The sequence below is a fragment of the Phenylobacterium sp. genome (assembly GCF_036563285.1).
GTDB lineage: Bacteria > Pseudomonadota > Alphaproteobacteria > Caulobacterales > Caulobacteraceae > Phenylobacterium.
Genome location: NZ_DATCMR010000011.1, coordinates 974,453 through 994,820 on the forward strand (window position 1 = coordinate 974,453; position 20,368 = coordinate 994,820).

The 20,368-nt window shown below is 70.0% G+C and carries 22 protein-coding genes; 11 read left to right on the plus strand and 11 right to left on the minus strand.

Going from position 1 to position 20,368, the window contains the following annotated elements:
- Positions 1 to 61: 61 nt before the first annotated feature.
- Genes pstS through phoU form a run of 5 tightly spaced genes read left to right on the plus strand, consistent with a single transcriptional unit; the run spans position 62 to position 4,410 of the window.
- Positions 62 to 1,135: a phosphate ABC transporter substrate-binding protein PstS gene (pstS, locus tag VIL76_RS15580; RefSeq protein WP_332045947.1), complete on the plus strand. Its 1,074-nt coding sequence runs from the start codon at positions 62 to 64 to the stop codon at positions 1,133 to 1,135.
- Complete coding sequence (pstC, locus tag VIL76_RS15585; protein WP_332045948.1) at positions 1,135 to 2,082, plus strand: phosphate ABC transporter permease subunit PstC; 948 nt, start codon at positions 1,135 to 1,137, stop codon at positions 2,080 to 2,082. Before pstS ends, pstC begins: the two co-directional genes overlap by 1 nt.
- Positions 2,079 to 2,930 carry a phosphate ABC transporter permease PstA gene (pstA, locus tag VIL76_RS15590; protein ID WP_332045949.1) on the plus strand — a complete coding sequence of 284 codons (852 nt, stop codon included), beginning with the start codon at positions 2,079 to 2,081 and terminating at the stop codon, positions 2,928 to 2,930. The genes pstC and pstA overlap by 4 nt, the downstream gene beginning before the upstream one ends.
- Positions 2,927 to 3,730 carry a phosphate ABC transporter ATP-binding protein PstB gene (gene pstB / locus VIL76_RS15595; protein WP_332045950.1) on the plus strand — a complete coding sequence of 268 codons (804 nt, stop codon included), beginning with the start codon at positions 2,927 to 2,929 and terminating at the stop codon, positions 3,728 to 3,730. The genes pstA and pstB overlap by 4 nt, the downstream gene beginning before the upstream one ends.
- 11 nt (positions 3,731 to 3,741) lie before the next feature.
- Positions 3,742 to 4,410, plus strand: coding sequence for a phosphate signaling complex protein PhoU (gene phoU, locus VIL76_RS15600; RefSeq protein ID WP_332045951.1), 669 nt, complete (start codon positions 3,742 to 3,744; stop codon positions 4,408 to 4,410).
- A 98-nt stretch (positions 4,411 to 4,508) separates the two neighbouring features.
- Here the strand turns inward: phoU and VIL76_RS15605 are convergent, their stop codons facing one another.
- The 3 genes from VIL76_RS15605 to VIL76_RS15615 all read right to left on the minus strand — a co-directional run bounded on the left by VIL76_RS15605 (position 4,509) and on the right by VIL76_RS15615 (position 8,986).
- On the minus strand, positions 4,509 to 6,863 hold the full coding sequence (locus tag VIL76_RS15605) for a PAS domain-containing hybrid sensor histidine kinase/response regulator (protein WP_332045952.1): 2,355 nt from the start codon (positions 6,861 to 6,863) through the stop codon (positions 4,509 to 4,511).
- Between the two features lie 86 nt (positions 6,864 to 6,949).
- Entirely contained in the window at positions 6,950 to 8,140 is a 1,191-nt protein-coding gene (locus VIL76_RS15610; protein ID WP_332045953.1) for an acyl-CoA dehydrogenase, read from the minus strand.
- Between the two features lie 42 nt (positions 8,141 to 8,182).
- Complete coding sequence (locus VIL76_RS15615; protein WP_332045954.1) at positions 8,183 to 8,986, minus strand: enoyl-CoA hydratase/isomerase family protein; 804 nt, start codon at positions 8,984 to 8,986, stop codon at positions 8,183 to 8,185.
- Between the two features lie 141 nt (positions 8,987 to 9,127).
- Between VIL76_RS15615 and VIL76_RS15620 the strand changes: the two genes are divergently transcribed.
- Positions 9,128 to 11,572, plus strand: a complete 2,445-nt coding sequence (locus VIL76_RS15620) for a TonB-dependent receptor (RefSeq protein ID WP_332045955.1) — start codon at positions 9,128 to 9,130, stop codon at positions 11,570 to 11,572.
- A 2-nt stretch (positions 11,573 to 11,574) separates the two neighbouring features.
- Positions 11,575 to 12,252, plus strand: coding sequence for a Fe2+-dependent dioxygenase (locus tag VIL76_RS15625; RefSeq protein WP_332045956.1), 678 nt, complete (start codon positions 11,575 to 11,577; stop codon positions 12,250 to 12,252).
- 6 nt (positions 12,253 to 12,258) lie between these two features.
- Here the strand turns inward: VIL76_RS15625 and VIL76_RS15630 are convergent, their stop codons facing one another.
- Complete coding sequence (locus VIL76_RS15630) at positions 12,259 to 13,401, minus strand: PepSY-associated TM helix domain-containing protein (protein ID WP_332045957.1); 1,143 nt, start codon at positions 13,399 to 13,401, stop codon at positions 12,259 to 12,261.
- A 111-nt stretch (positions 13,402 to 13,512) separates the two neighbouring features.
- Between VIL76_RS15630 and VIL76_RS15635 the strand changes: the two genes are divergently transcribed.
- The gene (locus VIL76_RS15635; RefSeq protein WP_332045958.1) at positions 13,513 to 13,716 is read left to right on the plus strand and encodes a hypothetical protein; all 204 of its coding nucleotides are present in this window, start codon (positions 13,513 to 13,515) and stop codon (positions 13,714 to 13,716) included.
- Between the two features lie 16 nt (positions 13,717 to 13,732).
- On the opposite strand, the gene VIL76_RS15640 is transcribed toward VIL76_RS15635, so the two are convergent.
- From VIL76_RS15640 to VIL76_RS15650, 3 genes are all read right to left on the minus strand, one after another.
- The gene (locus VIL76_RS15640) at positions 13,733 to 14,518 is read right to left on the minus strand and encodes a class I SAM-dependent methyltransferase (protein ID WP_332045959.1); all 786 of its coding nucleotides are present in this window, start codon (positions 14,516 to 14,518) and stop codon (positions 13,733 to 13,735) included.
- An 80-nt stretch (positions 14,519 to 14,598) separates the two neighbouring features.
- Complete coding sequence (cysQ, locus tag VIL76_RS15645; protein WP_332045960.1) at positions 14,599 to 15,369, minus strand: 3'(2'),5'-bisphosphate nucleotidase CysQ; 771 nt, start codon at positions 15,367 to 15,369, stop codon at positions 14,599 to 14,601.
- Between the two features lies 1 nt (position 15,370).
- Positions 15,371 to 15,565 carry a DUF3553 domain-containing protein gene (locus tag VIL76_RS15650; protein ID WP_332045961.1) on the minus strand — a complete coding sequence of 65 codons (195 nt, stop codon included), beginning with the start codon at positions 15,563 to 15,565 and terminating at the stop codon, positions 15,371 to 15,373.
- A 65-nt stretch (positions 15,566 to 15,630) separates the two neighbouring features.
- Here VIL76_RS15650 and chpT point away from each other — a divergent pair, with 65 nt between their 5' ends.
- The 3 genes from chpT to VIL76_RS15665 all read left to right on the plus strand — a co-directional run bounded on the left by chpT (position 15,631) and on the right by VIL76_RS15665 (position 17,552).
- Positions 15,631 to 16,290 carry a histidine phosphotransferase ChpT gene (chpT, locus tag VIL76_RS15655; RefSeq protein WP_332045962.1) on the plus strand — a complete coding sequence of 220 codons (660 nt, stop codon included), beginning with the start codon at positions 15,631 to 15,633 and terminating at the stop codon, positions 16,288 to 16,290.
- Positions 16,291 to 16,371: 81 nt separating this feature from the next.
- Positions 16,372 to 16,740, plus strand: coding sequence for a response regulator (locus VIL76_RS15660; RefSeq protein ID WP_332045963.1), 369 nt, complete (start codon positions 16,372 to 16,374; stop codon positions 16,738 to 16,740).
- Complete coding sequence (locus VIL76_RS15665; protein ID WP_332045964.1) at positions 16,737 to 17,552, plus strand: protein-glutamate O-methyltransferase CheR; 816 nt, start codon at positions 16,737 to 16,739, stop codon at positions 17,550 to 17,552. Before VIL76_RS15660 ends, VIL76_RS15665 begins: the two co-directional genes overlap by 4 nt.
- Positions 17,553 to 17,630: 78 nt before the next feature.
- Here the strand turns inward: VIL76_RS15665 and VIL76_RS15670 are convergent, their stop codons facing one another.
- From VIL76_RS15670 to VIL76_RS15685, 4 genes are read right to left on the minus strand one after another with little or no spacing between them, the layout of a single operon-like run.
- Positions 17,631 to 17,771 carry an entericidin A/B family lipoprotein gene (locus VIL76_RS15670; RefSeq protein ID WP_332045965.1) on the minus strand — a complete coding sequence of 47 codons (141 nt, stop codon included), beginning with the start codon at positions 17,769 to 17,771 and terminating at the stop codon, positions 17,631 to 17,633.
- A gap of 40 nt (positions 17,772 to 17,811) precedes the next feature.
- Positions 17,812 to 19,536: a sensor histidine kinase gene (locus tag VIL76_RS15675; protein WP_332045966.1), complete on the minus strand. Its 1,725-nt coding sequence runs from the start codon at positions 19,534 to 19,536 to the stop codon at positions 17,812 to 17,814.
- 19 nt (positions 19,537 to 19,555) lie between these two features.
- Positions 19,556 to 20,161, minus strand: coding sequence for a sigma-70 family RNA polymerase sigma factor (locus tag VIL76_RS15680; protein WP_332045967.1), 606 nt, complete (start codon positions 20,159 to 20,161; stop codon positions 19,556 to 19,558).
- Positions 20,161 to 20,346: a NepR family anti-sigma factor gene (locus VIL76_RS15685; protein ID WP_332045968.1), complete on the minus strand. Its 186-nt coding sequence runs from the start codon at positions 20,344 to 20,346 to the stop codon at positions 20,161 to 20,163. Before VIL76_RS15685 ends, VIL76_RS15680 begins: the two co-directional genes overlap by 1 nt.
- Between the last annotated feature and the right edge of the window lie 22 nt (positions 20,347 to 20,368).

Here is a 20,368-nt window from a genome sequence, read left to right on the forward strand (position 1 = left end):
CTTCGCCGAACGGTCGCGCGGCCCCGGTAGAGCGCCTCTCATCCCTTCAGTGGAGTGCGCGATGGATCGGCGACTATTCCTGGCCCTGGCGGCCAGCCTGGCGGTTGCGGCTTGCAGCGGCGGCGACGCGGCGAAGTCGGACGGGGCGGCTGGCAAGGGCGGCGCGCAAATCGCCGGCGCCGGCGCGACCTTCCCGGCGCCCCTCTACGCCAAGTGGGCCGAGGCGCAGCGCGCCGAGACCCGGCTGACGCTGAACTACCAGCCGATCGGCTCCGGCGGCGGCATCAAACAGATCAAGGCCAGGACCGTCGCGTTCGGAGCGTCCGATAAGCCGCTGAAGCCCGAGGAGCTGACCGAAGCGGGCCTGGCGCAGTTCCCCACCGTGATCGGCGGCGTGGTGCCGATCGTGAACCTCCCCGGTCTCGCCGCGGGCCAGGTGCGGCTCACCGGGCCGGTCCTGGCCGACATCTACCTGGGCAAGGTGAAGAAGTGGAACGAGCCGGCGCTCGCCGCGCTCAATCCGGGCGTCGCCCTGCCCAACCTGCCGATCACCGTGGTGCACCGCTCAGACGGCTCCGGCACCACCTTCCTGTTCACCTCCTACCTCGCCGGCGTCGCGCCCCAGTGGTCGAGCGTGGGCGCCAGCGACGCCATCGCCTGGCCGACCGGCCAGGGCGGCAAGGGCAACGACGGGGTCGCGGCCTATGTGAAGCAGACGCCGGGCGCCATCGGCTACGTGGAGTACGCCTACGCCAAGCAGAACGGCATGGCCCACGCCCTGCTGCAGAACGCCGCCGGGACCTTCGTCGCGCCGACGGCCGAGACCTTCGCCGCCGCCGCCGCCGGCGCGGACTGGTCCAAGGCGCCGGGCTTCTACCTCCTGCTGCTCAACCAACAGGGCGCCAACGCCTGGCCGATCACCGGCGCCACCTTCATCCTGATGCATAAGGCTCAGGCCGACGCCGCCACGGGGCGGACCGTGCTGACCTTCTTCGACTGGGCCTACAACAAGGGCGACGCGGCGGCGAACGAGCTCGCATACGTGCCGCTTCCCGCCGACCTGAAGGCCCGAGTGCGCGCCAGCTGGGCGCAGATCAAGGGACCCGACGGACAGCCGGTCTACGCCGCCAGGTAATGACCGCCATCGCTCCCGCCGCGGCGCCGCGGGCCCGCGGCGCCGTCTTCGACCGCGCCTTCGAGTGGCTGTGCTTCGCCGCCGCCACCCTGCTGCTGACGGCCCTGGCCGGCGTGGTGATCTCGCTGGCCATCGGCGGCTGGCCGGCGCTGGCGAAGTTCGGGCCCACCTTCTTCATCCATGCGACCTGGGATCCGGTGGCCGAGGTCTACGGCGCCCTGGGCGCGGTGGTCGGCACCCTCGTCACCTCGGCCGTGGCGCTGCTCATTGCCCTGCCGCTGGCGCTGGGCGTGGCCATCTTCCTCGTGGAGCTCTGCCCGCCGATTCTGCGCCGCCCGATCGGGACGGCCGTGGAGCTGCTCGCGGGGATCCCCTCCATCGTCTACGGCATGTGGGGCCTGTTCGTCTTCGCGCCGTGGTTCGCCAGGCACGTGCAGCTGCCGGTGATGATGATGGCGCCGCCCGGCACGATCTGGGAGACCCTCACTGCCGGCGTGCCCAACGGCGCCGGGATCCTCACCGCGTCGATCATCCTGGCGATCATGGTCCTGCCATTCATCGCCGCCACCTTGCGCGAGCTGCTGCTCACGGTGCCGGCGCAAGTCCGCGAGAGCGCATACGGCCTGGGCTCCACCACCTTCGAGACCGTGCGGCTGGTGAGCCTGCCCTACATCCGCACCGGCGCGGTGGGCGCGGTCATGCTGGGCCTGGGCCGCGCGCTCGGCGAGACCATGGCCGTCACCTTCATCATCGGCAACGCGCACGGCCTGCCCACCTCGATCTTCGCCTCGGGCTCGACCATCGCGTCCACCATAGCCAACGAGTTCGCCGAATCCGCCGGGCTGCACAGCGCAGCCCTCATCGCGCTCGGCCTGACGCTGTTCGTGATCACCTTCATCGTGCTGACGCTGGCCCGCGCGCTGATTGGCCGGCAGGTCCACGCATGAGCCGCGCCCATGCCCCGCGGCTGAGCCGCCGTCTCGCTGAGCTGGCTTTCCTGGCCTTCTGCTGGATGGCCACCGCGATCGCCCTGCTCGCGCTGTTCGCGATCCTGTGGTCGCTCTTCAGGCAGGGGATCGAAGGGCTGAACGCCCAGGTCTTCACCATGTCGACCCCGGCGCCCGGCTCGGACGGCGGGCTGCTGAACGCCATCCTTGGCTCAGTCATGATGTGCGCCCTGGGCCTCGCCGCCGCCGTCTTCGTGGGCGTGCTGGCCGGCACGTGGCTTGCGGAATACGCCCGCGACAGCCGCTACGGAAAGGTTGTCCGGTTCATCAACGACGTGCTGCTCTCAGCCCCGTCGATCCTCATCGGCCTGTTCATCTACGGCATCATGGTCGCGCCGATGAAGGGCTTCTCCGGCTATGCGGGCGCCGCGGCCCTGGCGCTGATCGCGGTCCCGGTGATCACGCGCACAACCGAAGACGTCCTGCGCCTGCAGCCGGTGTCCCTGCGCGAGGCCAGCGTGGCCCTGGGCGCGCCGGTCTGGAAGACCATCCTGTCGGTGCTGTGGCGTTCGGGCCAGGCCGGCATGCTGACCGGCGCCCTGCTCGCCTTCGCACGAATCAGCGGCGAGACCGCGCCCTTGCTGTTCACCGCGCTGAACAACCAGTTCCTCAGCCTCGACCTGGGCAAGCCGACCGCTAACCTGCCGGTGGTGATCTTCCAGTTCGCGCTCAGCGCCTACGACGACTGGCGCCGCCTCGCCTGGGCCGGCGCCCTGCTGATCGCGCTAGCCGTCCTCACCGTCACCATCATCGCCCGCCTGCTCGCCCGGGAGCCCCGCCGCTCATGAACATCCAGACGGATCCACCCGACACCTCGGTGATGCAGCTGCCGGCCGAGCGGGTGAAGATCGCCATCCGCGACCTCGATTTCTTCTACGGCGGCAAGCGCGCGCTGCACGGCGTCACCGTGGGCTTCGCGAGCAACGCCGTGACCGCGCTGATCGGGCCCTCCGGCTGCGGGAAGTCCACCCTGCTGCGCACGATCAACCGCATGTACAGCCTCTATCCGGGCCAGAAGGCCAGCGGCCACGTGCTGCTCGACGGCGAGGACGTGCTCGGGCGCACCGACCTCTCGGCCCTGCGCGCCCGGGTGGGCATGGTGTTCCAGAAGCCGACGCCGTTCCCGATGTCGATCTTCGACAACGTCGCCTACGGCGTCAGGCTCTACGAGCGCCTGCCGAAGGCCGAGCTCGCCAGCCGCGTGGAGGAGAGCCTGCGCCGTGCCGCGCTCTGGGACGAGGTGAAGGACAAGCTGAAGGAGAGCGGCCTGTCGCTGTCCGGCGGCCAGCAGCAGCGGCTGGTGGTGGCTCGCGCCATCGCGGTGAAGCCGCAGGTCCTGCTGCTCGACGAGCCGGCCTCGGCCCTCGACCCGATCTCGACGGCCAAGCTCGAGGAGACCATCGCCGAGCTGAAGGCCGACTACACTGTCGTCATTGTCACCCACAACATGGGCCAGGCCGCGCGCCTGTCGGACCAGACCGGCGTCATGTACCTCGGCCACCTCGTGGAGTTCGGCGACACCGAGCAGGTCTTCACCAATCCGGTCACGGCGCGGGCCCGCGACTACATCACCGGCCGATTCGGCTAGGGAGCGCCGCCATGGACCACACCCTGAAAGCCGTCGACGAGGAACTCGCCGCCCTGGCCCGCGACGTCGCGGAGCTCGGCGCGCTGGCGGTCTCGCAGCTGAAGGACGCCCTGCGCGCTTTCGCGCAGCGCGACGCCGAGCTCGGCCGGGAGGTCGCCGCGCGCGACGAGCGGCTCGACGCGCTCGACGCCGCGGTGGAGCGAAACGCCATCCGCTTCATCGCCCTTCGCCAGCCCATGGCCGACGACCTGCGCCGCCCGATCACCGCCATGAAGACAGCCATGAACCTGGAGCGCTGCGGCGACCTCGCCAAGAACATCGCCAAGCGGGTGGGCAAGATGGCGGAGGCGCCCGGACAGGCGCAGGCCGAAGCCATCGCCGACCTGGGCCGCCTGGTCGCCGAGCGCCTGGAAGCAGTGATGACCGCCTACGCCGCCCGCGACGCCTCGGGCGCCCTGGAGGTCTGGGCGAGGGACGAAGAGGTCGACGCCCTGCACGACCGCGTCTTCGCCGAGATCCTGGCCTGCATGAGCCGCGACGCCGGCCAGGCGCGCGTCTGCACCCACCTGATGTTCATCGCCAAGAACCTCGAGCGCATCGGCGACCACGCCACCAACGTCGCCGAGATGGTCCACTACCAGATCACCGGCCACGACCTATCGGGAAGGCCTAAGCTGTGAGCCTTTGCCCCCCCTGATCGGGAGGGAAAGCGCGCCTGCAGCGCGCCCATGGGAAGTGTGGGCCCCGCGCTCGCCACCCTGCCCATGAAGCAGGGAGGTCAGGCGCTCTTCACCTCTGGCCCGGTTTCCGCCGTGTCCTGCGCTTGGCCGAGCCTGGCGATCTCGGTGATAAGGGCGGCTGGGGAGATCGGCTTGCCGACTACGCCGTCCATGCCGGCGTCGAGGTACTGCTGCCGCTGGTGCGAGAGCACGTTGGCGGTGAGCGCCACCACCGGAGTCTGGGCGGCCGGGCCCCCAAGCTCACGGATGCGGCGCACCGCCTCCAGCCCGTCGATGCCGGGCATCTGCACGTCCATCAGGATCAGGTCGAAGCCGCCCCTGGCCGCGCGCTCGACGCCCAGGTAGCCGTCGGAGGCGGTCTCGACCGAGGCGCCCAGGTGCTCGAGCATCTTGGTGGCGATCATGCGGTTGGTGGCGTTGTCCTCGACCACCAGGATGCGGACGCCCTCCAGGACGTGGTCCTGGGCCTCGGTCGGCGCAACCGGCGCCGCGGCCGGCTCGGCCGAGACCTCCATCCAGAACGTCGAGCCCTGGCCTTCGACCGAGGTGAAGCCCACGTCGCCCTCGAGCATCTCGGCCAGCTTTTTCGTGATCGCCAGACCCAGGCCCGATCCGCCGAACTTGCGCGTCGTGGAGGCGTCCCCCTGGTCGAAGCGCTGGAAGATGCGGTGCTGCACGTGGGCCGGAATGCCGACGCCGGTGTCTTCCACCTCGAAACGCATCCGTCCGTTGCCGGCCGCCCGGCAGCGGACGATGACATGGCCTGCCTCGGTGAACTTCACGGCGTTGCCGATCAGGTTGAACAGCGACTGGCGCAGTCGCACGGGATCGGAGCGCACCCAGCCGAGGGAGGCGTCCGGCTCGACGATCAGCTTCAGCCCCTTGGCGTCGGCGATCGGCCGCAGCAGGCGGACCACGCCCTCGACGAGGTGCTTTGGGTCCACCGGCTCGCAGGCGAGCTCCAGGCGGCCGGCCTCGATCTTGGAGAAGTCGATGACGTCGTTGAGCAGCTCCGCCAGCATGTGGCCGCAGTTCAGCGCCTCCTGCAGCATCGAGCGGCCCTCGTCGGTGAGGTTCTCGTGCTTGAGCAGGTGGAGCACGCCCATCACGCCGTTCATCGGCGTGCGGATCTCGTGGCTCATGTTGGCGAGGAAGGTGGCCTTGGCCTCCGCGGCCGCCTCCGCGGCGCGCTGGGCCTCCACGAGCGCCAGCTCCTGGCGCTTGCGGTGGTCGATGTCCAGGAACAGGCCGACCGCCTTCAGCCAGCGGCCGTTGCGGCTGACCAGCAGGTGATGGAACACGCGCACCCAGCGCTCGGTCCCGTCCGGCCGGATGATGCGGGCGTCGAAGGCCTCGCCGGAGTTCTTCGAGCCAGAGTGCAGCTCGCGGAAGGACTGGCGCACATGATCCAGGTCGTCCGGATGGAAGCCCGGGTACTTCAGCTCTGTGGCGCCGCGGTAGCTGGCCCGGCCGCGGCCGGTGATCCGCTTGAATTCCGGCGAGCACCAGAAGGTCTTGTGGACGTGGTCGATCTCGTAGACGCCCGCCTCGGCCGCGCCCAGCGCCAGCTTCAGGCGCTTGGCGCTCTCGATCGCCGCCCGACGCGCCTCGCGCATCTCCTGCTCGCCAAGCCGCGCGGCGTCGCGCGCCTTGGCCAGCTCGGTGATGTCCTGGGAGATACCCTTCAGCGCGAAGGTCCCATCGCCGCGCGGCTCGCAGTGGAAGGTGGCGCGCACGGCGATCCAACCGTCGCGGACCCTCAGGCGGTGTTCCAGGTGTGCAGCCTCGCCGGTGGCGACGCCACGGCCCAAGGCGGCCACGGTCTTTTCGCGGTCCTCGGGGTGAACGACCTCCGCGAACTTCTGCGGCGTGTCGATCCATTCGGGGTCATAGCCCGTAAGGGTCAGCAGCTCCTCGGACCACCAGATGCGGTTCTCGAGCGGCTCGTAGGACCAGATGCCGATACCGGCGCTGGCGCCCAGCATCTTGCGGGTGCGCCGCGCGTCCTCGAGCTCTTCCTGGCGGGCGCGCTCGGCTCTCGCGTCGCGGGAGGTGACGATGACCGAGCCGCAGGCCAGCTTCTGGCTGCGGCAGGCGACCCACTGCCACTCGCCGTCCTTGCGCAGGAGACGGATTTGGCTCTCCCGGACATCTCCCGGACCCATCTCCGCGATCCGCCCCCTTACGCCCGGCAGGTCTTCGGGATGGATCAGGTCGCCGATGTAGCGGTCGATCAGCTCGGCCTCGGTCCAGCCGAGCACGCGCTCCCATGCCGGGTTGACGAGCTTCAGGATGCCGCCCGGCGCGGCCAAATGCATGAGGTCGCCGCTGTTCTCGAACAGCCAGCGGATCATGTCGACCTTGGCGGCGCCGGTCGCGCTCTTCCTCGCCATGAGCTCCCCTCAATCGGGAGAGCCTAACCTCGCCGAGGTAAACGGACCGTTTGTCGAGCGTGCGACAAACCGCAGGAACGGCGGGCTTAGAAAGCGTTCTCGCCGGTGATCGCCCTGCCCAGGATCAGGGCGTGGACGTCGTGGGCGCCTTCGTAGGTGTTGACGGTCTCCAGGTTCGCGGCGTGGCGCATCACGTGGTACTCGCCCGAGATGCCGTTGCCGCCGTGCATGTCGCGGGCGACGCGGGCGATATCCAGCGCCTTGCCGCAGTTGTTGCGCTTCAGCATGGAGATGGCCTCCGGCACCCAGGCGCCCTCGTCGATCAGCCGGCCGAGCGCCAGCGCGCCCTCGAAGCCCAGCGCGATCTCGGTAGACATGTCGGCCAGCTTCTTCTGCACCAGCTGGCGCGAGGCGAGCGTGCGGCCGAACAGCGAGCGGCTGGAGGTGTAGTCGCGCGCAGCGTGCAGGCAGAACTCCGCCGCCCCCATCGCGCCCCAGGCGATCCCGTAGCGCGCCTTGTTGAGGCACGAGAACGGCCCGCGCAGGCCCTGCACGTTCGGCAGCATCATGTCCTCGGGGACAAACACGTCGGACAGCGCGATCTCGCCGGTCACCGAGGCCCGCAGCGACAGCTTGTTGAGGATCTTCGGCGTCTCGAACCCCTTGGCGCCGCGCTCCACCAGGAACCCGCGGATGACGTTGTCCAGCTTGGCCCACACCAGCGCCACATCGCTGATCGGGGAGTTGGTGATCCACATCTTCGCGCCGTTGAGCACGTAGCCGCCGTCGACCTTCTTGGCGACCGTGCGCATGGAGGCGGGGTCCGACCCGCCGTCCGGCTCCGTCAGGCCAAAGCAGCCGATGATCTCGCCGCGGGCCATGCCGGGCAGGAACTTCTGCTTCTGCTCCTCGGAGCCGAAAGCGTAGATCGGGTACATAACAAGCGAGGACTGCACGCTCATCGCCGAGCGGTAGCCGCTGTCCACCGCCTCGATCTCGCGGGCGATAAGGCCATAGGCCACGTGGTTGACGCCCGCGCAGCCGTACTCTTCCGGCAGCGTCGGGCCCAGGAAGCCCAGCTCCCCCATCTCGGTCATGATCTCGCGGTCGAACCGCTCCTCGGCGAAGGCCGAGACCACGCGCGGCAGGAGCTTCTCGCGGGAATAGGCCCGCGCGGCCTCCCAGATCATCCGCTCCTCTTCGGAGAGGCGCGAGGTCAGATCCAGCGGATCTTCCCAGCGGTAGGTCTTCTGGCTCTGGCCGGCGTCGAGGGGCATCCAAAAATCTCCCAAAAGAATGGGGCGCCTTATGACGCCAAATCAGGTCCCCGTGTAGGCGCCTTTGCGTTTTTCGAGGAACGCCGCTCGGGATTCGGCGACGTCGTTCTTAGCCTTGCGGGCGAAGGCCAGTCCCTGCGACTCGTAGCGCAGGGCCGACTCGATCTCCGCTTCCAGGCTGTGCTGCAGCACCCGCTTTGACATCCGCAGCGCCAGCGGCGGCCACTGGGTCATCTCCTCGGCGTAGGCGACCGCGGCGTCGAGGAGCTGGTCGGCGGGCGCCAGCCGGTTGAGCAGCCCCAGCCGCAGCGCCTCGTCGGCGTCCACCGCCCGGCTGGTGAAGATGATGTCGGCGGCGGCCGCATAGCCCACGACTCTCGGCAGGAACCAGCTGAGGCCTGAGTCCGGCGACAGGTTTCGCTCGATGAACACGCTCTTGAACCGCGCCGCCGGCGAGCCGATGCGCACGTCGCAGGCCAGCGCCGTCGACATGCCCGCGCCGGCCGCCACGCCGTTGATCGCGCCCACCAGCGGCTTGTCGAACCCGTGCCACATCAGCGCCCAGCGGCCGACCCAGCCCATCTCGTCCAGCTTGCCGCCCTGGTCGGTGGGCTCCTCCACCCGCCCTGTCGCCACCGGCCCGCTGCCCAGCAGGTCCGCGCCCGCGCAGAACCCCCGTCCGGCGCCGGTGACCACCAGCGCTCGCACCCCGTCATCGGCCTTCACCGCAGCCACCGCCTGCTCCACCTCGCCCCGCAGTTCGACGCTGATGGCGTTCAGCCGGTCCGGCCGGTTCAGCGTCAGCACCGCGACCGGCCCGCGCGCCTCCAGGGTAATCGTGTCCATGCGCACTCCTCCTGCACCACCATCCCGCCGATCCCCGCCGCCGTCGAATCTGCAAATGCTTCTGCAAATCATTCTCATTGCAAAGCCGCGCTCGCCTAATTAAGAACCATTCGCAACAACAGTGAGGCGGAGAGAGAGACAGTGCGCAGCACCTCGCGCGGCGTCGTCGGGTACCGCAAGCCGAGGGCCGCGCGCCTGCTGGGCGGGCTGGCGATCCTCGCCGCCGCTCCCGCCGCAGCGGCCGAAGTGGAGATCGACCCGGTGACCGTCACCGGCCTGCGCCTGCCCCTGGACCACGACACCGGCCTTTCGATCCTGCCGACCACCGTCCAGGACACCCCCCAGGCGATCACCGCCCTCGACGCCGCCCAGCTGCGGGCGCAGGGCGTCACGACTCTGGAGCAGGCGCTACGCAACGTGCCCGGCATCACCATCGCCATCGGCGAGGGCGGCGCGCTCAACGGCGACCAGTTCAAGATCCGCGGCTTCGACTCCAAGGACGACGTCTATGTCGACGGCCTGCGCGACTTCGGCGTCTACACCCGCGACAGCTTCAACTACGAGGAGGTCCACGTCCTGAAGGGCCCCTCTGGCGCCATGTTCGGCCGCGGCACCACGGGTGGGGTGATCAACACCATCTCCAAGCGTCCGAGGCTCGCGCACCAGACCTCAGCCGACCTCTACGCCGGGGCCGGCGACTACTACCGGGGTCTCCTGGACGTGAACCGCCGGCTCGGCGAGCGCACCGCCGCGCGCCTGAACCTGATGGCCAGCTCCACCGGGGTGGCCGATCGGGACCTGATCAGGTCGGAGCGTTGGGGGGCGGCGCTAAGCCTGGGCTTCGGCCTGGGGACGGACACCACGGTCACCGTCGGCCTGCTCCACCAGTACGACCGCCGCCGTCCGGACTACGGAATTCTCCTGGTCCAGCGCCCTGGCGAGATCGTGGCCCGCCCCGCCACCGAGTACGACGTGGGCGTCGAGCGCTCCACCTTCACCGGCTTCCGCGCTGACCGCGACCGGTCCGTCGCCGACATGCTGACCGTGCGGGTCAGCCGTAAGGCCTCGGACGCGCTCAGCCTGACGTCCGACACCCGCTACGGCGCCTATCAGCGCTATTTCCAGTACTCGACGCTGGACCAGTGCAACGCCGCCTGCACCGCGGCCCTGTTCGACAACAATCCGGCCAACGAGCCGCTCGGCGGCATCGGCGGCTCGAGCCCCTACGACATGGAGGCCTGGGGCCTGCAGAACATCTCCACAGCCCGCTTCGACCACCGGCTCGGCGGGCTGCGGAACCAGGCCATCTTCGGCATCGACTTGTCGCGGCAGGTCAACGACAAGCTGTTCCTGGCCTACACCCTGCCGGTCGGCATCGCCACGCGGCCGGCCATGCCGCACACCTTCGTCAACCCGGATCCGGAATTCCCCACCGGCTACGGGGTGTTCCGCGCCGTGCCGGGGGCGAACATCAACTGCTCGGGGGCCGGCAACTGCCGCACCACGGCGAACGGTGTCAGCGTCTTCACGAACGTGACCGGCACGGGCATCTACGACACCCGCGGGGAGAGCACGGACGTGGGCGTCTTCCTCACGGACCGGCTGTGGCTCACCGAGCAGCTGTCGCTCATCGGCAGCTATCGGCAGGACGCCTACGCGGCCGTCGTCGACAGCATCACCTACGCCGGCCAGGCCTCCACCCTGAAGGCGAAGTCCACCCTCAGGAGCCCCCGCGCCAGCCTGGTCTGGGAGCCGGCCGACGACCAGACCTACTACCTCTCCTGGGGCAAGGCGCAGACCCCGCAGGGGACCTCCGTGGTGGGCTCCGGCGCGGCGCTGACGCTCACGGCGAAGGACCTGGAGCCCGAGAACAGCGAAATCCTTGAGGCCGGGGCCAAGTTCGCCATCCCCGGCGCCCTGATGTCCGCCACCGTCTCGGTCTTCGACGTGAAGAAGGACAACGCCCTGCAGGCGGACCCCAACACCGGCTTCCTGGTCGCCCAGTCGGGCGAGCGCCAGCGGGTGAAGGGCGTCGAGCTGGGCCTGACGGGCAGGGTGACCGAAGCCTGGTCGGCCACGGTCGCCTACAGCTACCTGCAGGCCACGATCGAGGAGTCCTTCTCCAACTGCGCCGTACCGGGCTCGACCGCCGGGACGCCGACCAACATCGTCTGCCCAATGGGCGTGACGGCGGCGATTCCGGTGCTGAACACCGTCGCGGTCGGCGAGCAGGTGGCCTTTGTGCCGAAGCACTCCGCCGCGCTCTTCACCACCTATGACGTCTCCGCGCGGATTCCCGGCCTGACCGTCGGCGGTGACGTCACCTACCAGTCGAAGATGTTCCTGGTTTACCAGTCCCGCAGCCAGAGCTTCGCCGACCGCGCAACCCTTGTCCCCAACCGGATCGGCGAGGTCCCTGAGGCGGTGACCGTCAACGCCTTCGCCAGCTATCGGACGGGGCCGTACCGCTTCGCGCTCAACGTCTACAACCTCACCGACGCGCTGAACTATACCCAGGTCCAGTCCAACCGGGCGATCCCGGGCGCCGGGCGGACGGTGATCTTCTCGGTGGGGGCCAGTTTCTAGCCATGCTGCTGCACCTGGGCGGCGTGCTGACGAAGGACGAGGTGGCCCGGTGTCGCCAGCGCCTCGCTGCCGCTGATTGGGTGGATGGTCGCGTGACCGCCGGTGAGCAATCGGCCCGCGCCAAGCGCAACCTGCAGGTCCCGGAGGACTCCGCCGCCGCCCGCGAGTTGGGCGAGCTGATCCTCGGCGCGCTCGGCAGGCACGAGGGCTTCGTGGCCGCCGCCCTGCCGCTACGTGTCTTTCCGCCGCTCTTCAATCGCTACGACGAGGGCATGGCCTTCGACACCCACGTGGACAACGCCATCCGGTTCGCAGGCCCGGTCCGCTACCGCACCGACGTCTCCGCGACGCTCTTCCTATCCGAGCCCGAGGAGTACGAGGGCGGCGAGCTGATCGTGGAGGATGCCTACGGCGAGCACGCCGTGAAGCTGCCGGCCGGCGACCTGGTGCTCTATCCGGCCACCAGCCTGCACCGCGTGGCGCCGATCGCGCGCGGCGCCCGCTGGGCTTCGTTCTTCTGGGTCCAGTCGATGGTCCGTTCGGATGAGCAGCGGACCCTGCTCTGGGACCTCGACAACGCCATCCGGAGCCTGAGCGCCCGCGTCGGCCAGGACGATCCGGAGGTGATCAGCCTGACCGGGACCTACCACAACCTCGTCCGCATGTGGGCGGAGGTCTGAGGCCCGCTACTCGGCGGCCATGAGCCGGGTCTGCGCCATCCGCCGCGAACGCCGCCGCAGCCACATGATCACCCCGGTGATCCCCAGCACCGCCGGCGCGATGCCGCCCAGGAAGATGACCGTCTGCCAGATCGGCCCGGTCCCGGCGCCGTCATGGATCTTGCGCATGAGCGGCGAGAGCGTGTCCGGCGCGCCGCCCGCCCCGCCCCTGTCGCGGGCGGCCTTCACGCGGCCGGTGGCGTCGGCCACCTGGACGGTGACGGGCGCCTTGGCGTCCGGCGTCTTCAGTTGCACGCGCCACGCCTGGTCCTTGCCGCCGGTCGGGGTCGAGACGCTGACGACCTTCGCCCCCGGCTTCGAGGCCTGCGCCGCCGCCACCGCGTCCGCGAGGCTGGTCTTCGGCTGCGGGATCGGCGGGGCGAAGCGGCCGGGTCCGCCGGCCGGGCCTTGCGGCGGGGCGACGCCGAACAGCGCGCGGCTGGTCTGGGGGAAGGAGATGTAGACACCGGTCAGCGACAGCACCGCCAGCGGCAGGCAGGTCCAGAAGCCCACCATGTGGTGCAGGTTGAACAGCTGCGAGGCGCCTCTGCGCCAGCGAAGGCCCTTCATGAAGCCGCCGTGCCGCGGCCACCAGAGCCACAGCCCCGTCGCCGAGCTGACGAACATCGCCCAGCCCAGCCAGCCCACCACCTTTCGGCCGATGTCGGGGATCAGCAGGCTGCCGTGCAGTCGATGCAGGACGTTGGTGAATGTCCTGGCGACCTCGCCTTCCGCCAGCACCTTGCCGGTGGGCGGATCGATCCAGACGTTGAGGGTGCGCGGCCGCCCGCCCGGGCCGGGCTCGCCTTGCAGCCGCCCCACCGCCACGACCGGGTCGCCCGGCTCCTGCGGCAGCCGCACCTGGGTCAGCGCCGCGCGCCCCGCGAAGGCCTGTTCCGCGGCCTGGGCGTAGGCCGCAGCCGGCAGCCGCACGTCTGGACCGGTGACCGCGTAGCGCTCCGAATAGAGCGCCCGGTCCAGCGCGTCGTGCCAGACCAGGGCCGAGCCGGTGAGGCTCACCGGGATCAGCAGGACCAGCAGCCCCGCCCCGATCCACAGGTGCACGTCCAGCCACAGCCGGCGCAGACGGGCGTTCAGGGTTTGGGTCATCCGAGATCCTCGCGGCTCAGCTATCCTGCTAATGCGAGACATTCGCAAAAACAAGCCGCAACCAAGCCCCACCTTCGGTGTTCTTCGGAGGTAGATCGGGGAATCCCGCCAATGCCGACCGCCGGCGCCTTCGACGCTCTGAAACCCTTCGTCTGGCTGGCGGCGATCGCCTTCCTCGTCGGCTTCGTCAGCTACCTGGCGTTCGGCCACCCCGCTCAGGCCGTGGCGCAGGACGCCGCCGGCTATTCTCCTGCCGTCTCCGGCGAGGCCTCATGGCCCACGTCGGAAGAGTGGAACGTACCCAAGCACATCTGAGCTCGCGGCTCGGCGGTTAGCGGCCGAGCAGTTTCGACAGCCACCCGCCGGCGGCCGCCTTGGTTGTCGCTTCGCGGGTGTTGGTCAGGATGACCATGTCCTGTGTCGGTCGCGCCTGCCCGGAACGCACCTCGACGACGTCGAAGAACCGCCCCCACCGCCTGCGGATGTACGGCTCGGAGTGCCAGGCGGTGTGGTAGAAATCCGGGAAGTGCTCTTCCCAGCCGTCCTCGGTGAAATACAGGTGCCCGTCGCGGCGGTAGCGCTTCTCCAGCTCCGCGAGGTTCGGGATGTTGTGGAGGATGTGCTCGCGCGTGTAGGCCCAGTTGAAGTCGCCGTGGGTGGTCAGCAGGACCGTGGCGCCGGGCTTTGCCACCCGCCGCAGCTCCGCAAGCCAGGCGTCCTGGTACTCCTCGTCGAAGTGCGAGAACACCGAGTATGAGAAGATAAGGTCGAAGGTGTTGTCCGGGAACTTCAGGGGCGGCTTGCCCCCGTTCACCTGGGCGTCGACCCCCGGAAGGTTCTCCCGCACCCAGGCGATCGCGGGCGCGTCGTAGTCGCTGCCGCTGATCCCGCCCTGCCGCTCGGCGAGCAGGTAACGCAGCACGCGTCCGCAGCCGCAGCCGTAGTCCAGGACGTGCTCGTAGTCGGCGAAGGTCTTGCCCACCACGGCCAGGGCGGCCTTGAAATCCTCGAGGCTCTCGCGCCCGCTGGCCAGGAAGACGTCCGCGTCGCGGCCGCCGGACACCCGGTACATCAGATCCGGCGGCGGCACGGGCAGGGTGGCGGTTCCCTGGCTCATCGGTCTTCCTGCGCCCGACTCAACGTGCGGTTAGACCGTTGTTTTATGGCTTCCGCCGCGGAAGGTGAAGGGCGGGGGGCTCAGGCGCCGCGCGCCACGAACCACCCATTGCGGAAGCCGTCCTGCGCCTTGCCGTAGACGAAGGCCCCGCCCTCCGGCGTGGTCAGCCGGCCGCCGGCCGCCTCCAGCACGGCGTGCCCGGCGGCCACATCCCATTCCATGGTCGGGCCATGGCGGGGATAGATGTCCGCTGCGCCCTCGGCGATGCGGCAGAGCTTGATGGACGAGTCCATCGGCTCGCGCCGGTCGAACCCGTACTGCTCGGCGAGCTTCATCGCTGTCTCGTCCTTCATCGTGTGGCTGACCAGGGCGAGCGCCTCGCCCGTGGGCCATGGCCGCGCCCGGACGGGCTGTGTTGCGCCCCCGTTCACCCGCTTCAGCGCCTTACCGCCCGCGGTCCACCACGTCTCCCCGGTCGGGGGCGCGCAGACCGCGCCGGCGACGGGCTGGCCGTCCTGGATGAGGCCGATGTTGACCGTGAAGTGCGGGTCGCCGCGGACGAAGGCCTTCGTGCCGTCCAGCGGGTCCACCAGGAAGAAGCGCGGCGCGATGGCGTCCGGCGTGCCGAATTCGCTGGCGTCCTCTTCCGAGATCACCGGCACGTCCGGAAAGCGCTCGGCCAGCCGCTGCAGGATCAGGGCCTCGCCGCGGCGGTCCGCCTCCGTCACCGGGCTCTCGTCGGCCTTTTGGATCACCGCTAGGCCGGAGCGCCAGAGCGGCAGGATGAGCGCGGCGGCGGCCTCGCAGATCTCGGCGAGCGCTTCGCCCACCTCGTCGTCGGTCTTGCTCAATTCATCCCCTCGGGTCGTCGGCGACGTACTCGAGCGTCACCACGCCCGCGTCGATCACCTGCTTGCCGGCGTGCTCGAAGTTGACCGTCACCCTGCGGCCGGCCACCGACTGGACCTGCCCCAGTCCCCAGTCCGCCTGTCCGGGATGCCGCACCAGCGCGCCCGGCTCGAGGAATGGGTCGGAAAACGCCTGCATGGCGGGCTCTCATATGGGGCGGCAGCCGTTTTCCAAAGGATCAAATCACCCCAAGGTCGCGCGCCATGAGTGACGCCCCGGTTTCCGCCCACCCCCAAGTCCGCGCCGCCGAGCTGGCCGCCTACCTGGCCGCCCGGATGTGCCACGACTTCATCAGCCCGGCGTCCGCGATCGTCTCGGGCCTCGACCTGCTGGACGATCCCTCGGCACAGGACATGCGCGAGGACGCCATGAGCCTGATCAGCGCCTCGGCGCGCAAGCTCGCCGACCTCCTGGCGTTCACCCGCGTGGCCTTCGGCGCCTCGGCCTCGGCCGAGACCTTCGACGTGCGCGAGCTGGAGAAGCTGGCGCAGGGCGTCTTCAACCACATGCGCGCCGAGCTGGACTGGGCGGTCGAGACCCCCTCCGTGCCGAAGCCCGCCGCCCGCACCCTGCTGAACCTCGCCCAGATGGCCGGCGCGGCCTTGCCCACCGGCGGGACCGCCCGCGTGCGCGCGGTCCAGGAGGGCGCCTCCATCGCCATCGCCGTCGAGGCGACCGGGCCGAAGCCGCGCCTGCGGCCCGAAGTGCTGACGGGCCTGCGCGGCGAGCCGCTCACCGAGGGCCTGCACGGCCATTGGGCCCAGGCCTACTACGTCCACCTGTTCCTGGCTGACGCGGGAGGGCGGGTGTTCACCGACCTCACGGAAGAGAAGGTCACCTTCGCGGCCACCGTGCCGGCGTAGTTTCCCTCCCCATCAAGCGAGGGAAAGCGGTCCTTAACCATACCGCTGCAGAACAGGGCGGAGGGAAGGAGTGGCCCCGCTTTGAAGACCTGTCTCCTCGTCGACGACAGCCGTGTGATCCGCAAGGTCGCGCGCCGGATCCTGGAGGACCTGGGCTTCGACGTGGCCGAGGCGGGCGACGGGGCCGAGGCGCTGGCCTGGTGCCGCGCCATGATGCCTGACGCCATCCTGCTCGACTGGAACATGCCGGTCATGGGCGGCCTGGATTTCCTGAAGCGCCTGCGCCAGGAGCCCGGTGGCTCGATCCCCAAGGTGGTCTTCTGCTCGGTCGAGAACGACCTCGACCGCATCCGCGAGGCGCTCGACGGCGGGGCCGACGAATTCATCATGAAGCCCTTCGACGGGGAGATCATGGCCTCGAAGCTGGCCGCCGCGGGGTGCGTGGCATGACCCCCGCTGACGGCGCCTTCGTGGCGGCCCTCTGCGCCCGGCGCGCGGGACTCGAGGTCGATCCAGTGAAGGTCTACCTGCTGGAAAGCCGGCTCGCGCCCGTGGCGCGCCGCGAAGGCTTCGGCTCAGCCGCCGAGCTCCTGCAGGCCATCCGTGATCGCGACGAGGAGCGGCTCGCCTGGGCGGTGGTCGAGGCCATGACCCACCCGGAGACCTCCTTCTTCCGCGACCCGGAGGTGTTCGCCGCCCTCCGCGACCAGGTCCTCCCGGAGCTGGCGCGCGGTCGCCAGGGACAGCCGGTGCGCATCTGGTGCGCCGCGTGCGGCTCGGGCCAGGAGGTCTATTCGCTGGCCATGATGCTGGCCGACGCGCCGCTCGGCGGCGCGCCGGTCGAGTTCTTCGCTTCCGACATCAACAGCCGCCTGCTGGAGAAGGCTCAGAGCGGCCTCTACACCCAGTTCGAGGTGCAGCGCGGCCTGCCCGCCCGGCTGCTGGTGCGGCATTTCGAGAAGCGCGACGAGATGTTCGTGATCTCGCCGCGCATCCGCCAGATGGTGCGCTGGAGGCGCGTGAACCTGGCGGAGGACATCACCCGCCTGGGCCGCTTCGAGATGGTGCTGTGCCGCAACGTGATGACCCAGCTCACCGATGCGGCCCAGCCCGTCGTGATGAAGAGCCTGGTGTCCGCCGTACGCCAGGGCGGCGCGCTGGTGATGGGCGCGGAGGAGACCGTCAGCGCGGCGCTCGGCGTCAGCGCGGGGGCCGCGCCCGGCCTCTACACCCGCGTCGCGGCGCTGCGGGCCGCCGCCTGAGGCGTTTGCCCGCCTCCAAAACGCAACAAGCCCCGCCCAACGGGCGGGGCTCGTCTAACGCACCTCTGTACGAGAGGGTTACGGGTTCTTGGCGTCCTCAGCCGTTTCGGAGACGGCCTTGCCCGCGGCCGAGACGTCCTTGCCGGCGCCAGACACGGTGTTGCAGGCGGCCAGGCCCATCGTGGCGGCGAGCATCGCCATCAGAACAACTTTGCGCATTCAAATTCTCCCGGGAGTGCAGTTCGCGTTCGCCAAACGGCTAGGCTGCAGCTTGGTTCCCTGACGCCGTCGAAGAAGCCGGCGCGGCTTCGGCCGCCGGCGTCGGGAAGATCAGCCGCGCGGTGATCCCGCCGTCGGGGTTGCGGATCAGCTCGGCGCGGCCCCGCAGCTGGCGCGCGAAGGCGGTCATCAGGGTGCGCCCGACACCTGAGGCGACCAGGGCGTCTTCCGGGGCGTGGCCGTCGTCGGCGATCTCCAGCTCCGCCTCCTCCCCGCGGACCTCGAAGTTCACCGTCAGGGTCCCGCCGCGCTCGGCGAACGCATGCTTCTGCGCGTTGGTGATCGCCTCCACGGCAAACAGGGCGAGGGGCGCCAGCCGGTCGGGGTCGATGACCAGGGCGTCGACGTGCAGGACGGTGCGCACCGGCGGCCCGTGCAGCATCTCGCCCGCCACGAGCTGGGCGGTCAGCTCTTCCAGGAAGGGCCGCAGGTCGACGCGCTTGAGGTCCGGACCCTGGTAGAGGGCGCGGTAGATCAGGGCGAGCGCGGTGATCCGTTGGCGGGTGTCGGACATGGCCGCCCGCGCCGCCGGGTCGGACAGCGCCCGCTGCTGCATATTGAGCAGGGACGAGATGACCTGCAGGTTGTTCTTCACCCGGTGGTGGATTTCGCGCATCAGCGCGTCCTTCTGGGCCAGCGAGTCGCGCAAGGACGCATCGCGGCCGACGATGGCGTCAGCCATCTCCTCCAGGCTCTCGGCGAGCTCGCGGATTTCCGGCGGCATCTGCTCGGCCTGGACGGGCTTCACGCTCAGCCGGCCGCGGGCGTAGAGGGCCGCGATCCGCTGCAGGTAGGCGATCCACCGGACCACCACGCGCTCGGTCACCACCGTCACCACGGTCAGCGCCAGCATGAAGGTGAGCAGCGGGAAGAAGATCCCCGTCAGCGGGTTGAGCCTCGCCCAGGACAGCAGGCCAGGCGACTTCGCCGACAGGACGACGAAGACGTCGTCGCCCACCAGGGGGGCGGCCGAGTAGATCCGCCGCTCGCCGCGGCTGTCGGGGCCGTACCAGACGGTCGAGCCGCGGCTCATAGCGCGTTCGCGCCAGTTGCGCGGCAGGCCGGGAAAAGTGGGGGCCGTGGCGCTGATGTAGTGGCCCGCCGAGTCCGCCAGCGCCACCTCGGCTTCCTTGGGCAGGGCCGGATCGCTCAACGAGGGCTGCAGGCTGGCCAGCGAGATCACCGCGGCGAAGGCGCCATCGAACGCGCCGTCCGGCCGCTCGGCGCGAACCGCCGCGATCACCGCCGGCTGGGACGCAGAGGCGGGCCCCAGCGCCGGCGTGATCACCAGTTGGTCGCCCCGCGCCAGCCGGGTGAACCACGGCCGAGCCGCCCGCTGCGGGTCATTCGGCACCGAGCCCGCGGCGCAGGCCACGCCCCCGTTCGCGCCGAAGCGCACAAGGTTGGTGTAGCCCGGGATTCGGCGGGTCACCTGCTCGAGCTTCTGCGCGCATTGGAACCCTACGGAGCTCGGCGCCAGGGTCTCGAGGAGGATGTCGGCGGCCTCCATCCGCGCACGCGCGGCCGCGGCGCTGCGCTGGGCGGCGAAGCCCAGGACCTCGCGCAGCTCGTTGCCTTCGTTGCGGTAGGCGATGGCAGCCTGCAGCACGCCCAGCAGCAGCACAGGCAAGAGGGCGACGGCCAGGGCCGCCGTGAGGCGGACCCGGATCGTGCTCAACGACGATCCCCAGGGCAGGGCGGTCATCACAGGCGAGTTCCCGTCCTTAACGGACGGTGCTTAGCCGCTCCGCGTCGGCGAGGATAGACCGCATGGCGTCTCCCGCGGCCGCGCCGTCGCGCTGGTAGGCGCCGTCCTCGAGGATCGCGTGCAGGGCGCGCCTGGCGCGGCTTACGCGGCTCTTCACGGTGCCGACGGCGCAGTTGCAGATCTCGGCGGCTTCCTCGTAGGCGAAGCCTCCGGCGCCCACCAGGATGAGCGCCTCGCGCTGCTCCGGCGGCAGCATCGCCAGCCCCTGCCGCAGCTCGTCGAGCGCCACCGGGGCTTCCGGATCGTCCACCGCCACCAGGGTGCGCTCGGCGGCTTCCTGGTCCAGCTGGCTCTGCCGCCAGGATCGCCGCTTCTCGGAGTAGAACTGGTTGCGCAGGATCATGAAGGTCCACGCCTTCATGTTGGTGCCCATCTGGAAGCTGGCGCGGGCGTCCCAGGCCTTCATCATGGCGTCCTGAGCCAGATCGTCCGCCGCGGCTGGGTCGCCGCAGAGGGTGCGCGCGAAGGCCCGCAGGTGCGGGATCAGCTGGACAAGCTCGCGCTTGAACGCCTCGTCGTCCGCGCCGGGGCGCGGAGACTCCTGTGCGGGGGTTTCCGACATCAGCCGTTCTCCGGCCGACTGTCGGCTCGCCGCAGGATCTCAAGGAATTCCTCGGGAACGTCCTCGTTGACGATCTCGTCGAACATCTGGCGCAAGCGTACGCCGATCGCCTGCTGACGCAGGCGGGCTTCGTCGAGTGCGGCGGAAGACTTGCGTCGTTCCTCGGAAGGCCGTTGTTCGATCATGGTGTCGGCGATCCGCTCACGC

Coding starts and splice junctions, on each gene's coding strand:
- pstS (WP_332045947.1), top strand. CDS start 62: ATGGATCGGCGACTATTCCTGGCCCTGGCGGCCAGCCTGGCGGTTGCG.
- pstC (WP_332045948.1), top strand. CDS start 1,135: ATGACCGCCATCGCTCCCGCCGCGGCGCCGCGGGCCCGCGGCGCCGTC.
- pstA (WP_332045949.1), top strand. CDS start 2,079: ATGAGCCGCGCCCATGCCCCGCGGCTGAGCCGCCGTCTCGCTGAGCTG.
- pstB (WP_332045950.1), top strand. CDS start 2,927: ATGAACATCCAGACGGATCCACCCGACACCTCGGTGATGCAGCTGCCG.
- phoU (WP_332045951.1), top strand. CDS start 3,742: ATGGACCACACCCTGAAAGCCGTCGACGAGGAACTCGCCGCCCTGGCC.
- VIL76_RS15605 (WP_332045952.1), bottom strand. CDS start 6,863: ATGGCGAGGAAGAGCGCGACCGGCGCCGCCAAGGTCGACATGATCCGC.
- VIL76_RS15610 (WP_332045953.1), bottom strand. CDS start 8,140: ATGCCCCTCGACGCCGGCCAGAGCCAGAAGACCTACCGCTGGGAAGAT.
- VIL76_RS15615 (WP_332045954.1), bottom strand. CDS start 8,986: ATGGACACGATTACCCTGGAGGCGCGCGGGCCGGTCGCGGTGCTGACG.
- VIL76_RS15625 (WP_332045956.1), top strand. CDS start 11,575: ATGCTGCTGCACCTGGGCGGCGTGCTGACGAAGGACGAGGTGGCCCGG.
- VIL76_RS15630 (WP_332045957.1), bottom strand. CDS start 13,401: ATGACCCAAACCCTGAACGCCCGTCTGCGCCGGCTGTGGCTGGACGTG.
- VIL76_RS15635 (WP_332045958.1), top strand. CDS start 13,513: ATGCCGACCGCCGGCGCCTTCGACGCTCTGAAACCCTTCGTCTGGCTG.
- VIL76_RS15640 (WP_332045959.1), bottom strand. CDS start 14,518: ATGAGCCAGGGAACCGCCACCCTGCCCGTGCCGCCGCCGGATCTGATG.
- VIL76_RS15650 (WP_332045961.1), bottom strand. CDS start 15,565: ATGCAGGCGTTTTCCGACCCATTCCTCGAGCCGGGCGCGCTGGTGCGG.
- chpT (WP_332045962.1), top strand. CDS start 15,631: ATGAGTGACGCCCCGGTTTCCGCCCACCCCCAAGTCCGCGCCGCCGAG.
- VIL76_RS15665 (WP_332045964.1), top strand. CDS start 16,737: ATGACCCCCGCTGACGGCGCCTTCGTGGCGGCCCTCTGCGCCCGGCGC.
- VIL76_RS15670 (WP_332045965.1), bottom strand. CDS start 17,771: ATGCGCAAAGTTGTTCTGATGGCGATGCTCGCCGCCACGATGGGCCTG.
- VIL76_RS15675 (WP_332045966.1), bottom strand. CDS start 19,536: ATGACCGCCCTGCCCTGGGGATCGTCGTTGAGCACGATCCGGGTCCGC.
- VIL76_RS15680 (WP_332045967.1), bottom strand. CDS start 20,161: ATGTCGGAAACCCCCGCACAGGAGTCTCCGCGCCCCGGCGCGGACGAC.
- VIL76_RS15685 (WP_332045968.1), bottom strand. CDS start 20,346: ATGATCGAACAACGGCCTTCCGAGGAACGACGCAAGTCTTCCGCCGCA.